Annotated in this window: 2 protein-coding genes and 1 pseudogene; all 3 read right to left on the reverse strand. The window is 60.8% G+C overall.

The features are described from left to right. A pseudogene (locus AC1D0Z_RS19515) lies at positions 1-478 on the reverse strand (IucA/IucC family protein); the annotation flags it as partial. A gap of 58 nt (positions 479-536) precedes the next feature. Continuing rightward, complete coding sequence (locus AC1D0Z_RS19520) at positions 537-1,619, reverse strand: NAD/NADP octopine/nopaline dehydrogenase family protein (protein WP_477659835.1); 1,083 nt, start codon at positions 1,617-1,619, stop codon at positions 537-539. 83 nt (positions 1,620-1,702) lie between these two features. Further along, the coding region (locus tag AC1D0Z_RS19525; RefSeq protein WP_477659836.1) for a pyridoxal-phosphate dependent enzyme at positions 1,703-2,509 on the reverse strand (807 nt) is incomplete at its 5' end.

Genomic DNA, 2,509 nt, shown 5'->3' on the forward strand with positions numbered 1-2,509 from the left:
GCTGCAGGTAGTCAACGAGTCCGCCGGCACCGGTCGAATCCATCAACTGCTTCAGGCGTTGATTCCAGCCCTGCCGGTAACCACGAGCCAGTGCGTCGTTCTGGATGCTGTTGGCCATGTCCGCTTTCAGCTTCTCCACACCATCATCGCCCGGTGAAAAGTCAAAGCAGCTTCGCAGCAGGTCAATCAGGTGGTCGGGTGTTTCAACCGGCGTTCTGGCACCCCCTGCACCGATGAGGGTGATGGCGCCGCGGTTGATAAAGGTGTCGGCGGGAGCCGCCCAGAGGTTCTCGAAAAAAACCAACGCATGTTTGTCCCAAAGAGGGACCCAGGCCGAGTGGCCGTGCGGGGCGAACACCAGCAGGTTTTTGTCCAGAATCTTCTCGGCGAACAGGCATCGCACCACGCGGCGCAAGGCATTGGCCCGTGAAAACGCCTTCACACCCTCCCCGGGTGCGGGAACGGCGGCAGGCTTCATTGGGGACAAGGCAGGATTGTTTTTCATAAGGTTCGGCATCGGTTCGAAGAAACAGGTGTCAGGCGGGCCAGTGCTCGGGGAAATAATCCAGCGCGGAGGCGCGCAATCCATTCATATAGGAAACATTCCATTTGAATATCTCCGTGATGTGGGGCACGGGCACTTTCATCCGCCCGGCCATGGCGACGAGAAGGGAAAGACCATAGGCCACGTCTTCGTGAAATGCCCGGCTTTCGGTATCAATGGCGTAGCCGGCACCGCCGGGCGCCGGAACAAGGGGCGCCTCTATGGCGTCATAAGCCTGGTTGGTACGCAGCACCGACAGCATGGAATCCTGCTCGCGGATCTGGTCGCCATAGGCTTCGATGATTTCCTGCTTTAACGGCTTGACCGAAGACAGGTCAAGGCCCAGCCGCTGTTCGATGGCCTTGCAGAGCATCAGACTCTCCTGGTCGCTACGTTCCAGGAAGTAGGCGCCAAGTTCGGTGCAGTCCGTCCACCAGCACATGCGCGCGGGAAAGGCTCGCTTGTGCCACTGCCCGTAGGGCCCAATGAGTCCGTATACCACCGAGCTGTGCATGATCGGGTTGCCAGGCGTCAGGGTGATTTCCAGATAGTGCGCCAGCAGCTCCACCGGCGCCGCATACAGCCTTCGCAGATGCGCCAGCAACTCAGCGCGCGCGCTGTTGGCTTCCCGCTCGTGCGTTCCGACATATAGCGTGCTTTTGGGGCCGCCCATCCTGACCGAAACGCCGGGCTGGAGGTCATAGGCTGTATGTGGAACGTCCTTCATGCCCCAGATAACGGCATTGGGCCGGCTCCGCAGCGCTTTTTCGGCCAACCAGTCAAAACCGCAAAACCCGGGAATAGCCCCCACATATACAGGCTTGTCCGCCGGCAGATGCAGTGCAATCTTCTGCAGCAGGGCCGGTCTCACGTGGGCTGGCACAGTGATGATCACCACATCTGCATCCGCAACAACCTCGGCCGGCTCACAGCTCACCACATCCGGCCGCGCGGTGCGCGAGCTGCCATCCGGCAGCAGCGCGCTGATGGCGTCACCACGGCGATGGGAGTCAATCACTTCTCTGCGGCTGGTGAGCAGCGACACTTTCACGCCCGGAAGCTGCCTGAACAACACAGCGTTCAGGTGGCCTGTTCGGCCCCCGCCACACACGGCCACACGAAGCGGCCGACAAGCGTCCTGGTGTCCCGCAGCTTCCATCATGCGATGCTCAGGCGGGGGACGGCACTGGGTGCCTCCTCCGCGTTGTCCTGCGCGAGCCACCCGTCCAGCCGCTCCCAGATTTTGGGATCGAGAAGATCGCGCTCCTTGAGCCAGGCTTCGCTGAAAACCGTGTGAAGGTATTTTTCCCCGCCGTCTGCCACGACAGCAACGACGTTCCCGGCAATCTGGCCCCCATGGATCATTTCGAGCGCCTTGTAGATGACACCCCCGGTTGATCCGCCGACCAGAAGGCCGGTGTGGCGGGCCATATAACGGGCAGTTTCAAAAGCCTGCGAGTCCGTGACCTGCACACCCAGGTCAATGCAGCTGTAGTCAAGTACCAGGCCGACGGTATCGCCTTGCGGGGTGCCCGTACCCGACTGGTAGTAAGGACGGCCGGGTTGCCCAAAAATAATCGAACCGGCGGGCTCAACCGCGATGGTCCTGGTGCGGGGATTGTGCAGTTTCAATCCACTTGCGATCCCCGTCATGGATCCTCCGGTGCCGACACAACCCACGTAAGCGCCCACAGGGCCTTCGACTTGCTCAATGACCTCGCGAACAAAGTCGAAGTAACCGCCCGCGTTCGCGACATTGTCGGACTGGTTCATGAACACGGCGTTGGGGATCTGGCTGGCCAGTTCTGCGGCCAGACGCTGGCGCTCGACAACAGCCACTTCGTCTTCCTTGTAATTGCCGTCGACATAACGGATCTCTGCACCCAGCGCGCGCATCACCGCGATTTTGTCGGGCGCTGCGTGGTGGTCGACGACGGCGATAAACCGCAATCCAAACTCTATGGT

Source organism: Polaromonas sp. P1_E3, assembly GCF_056405935.1.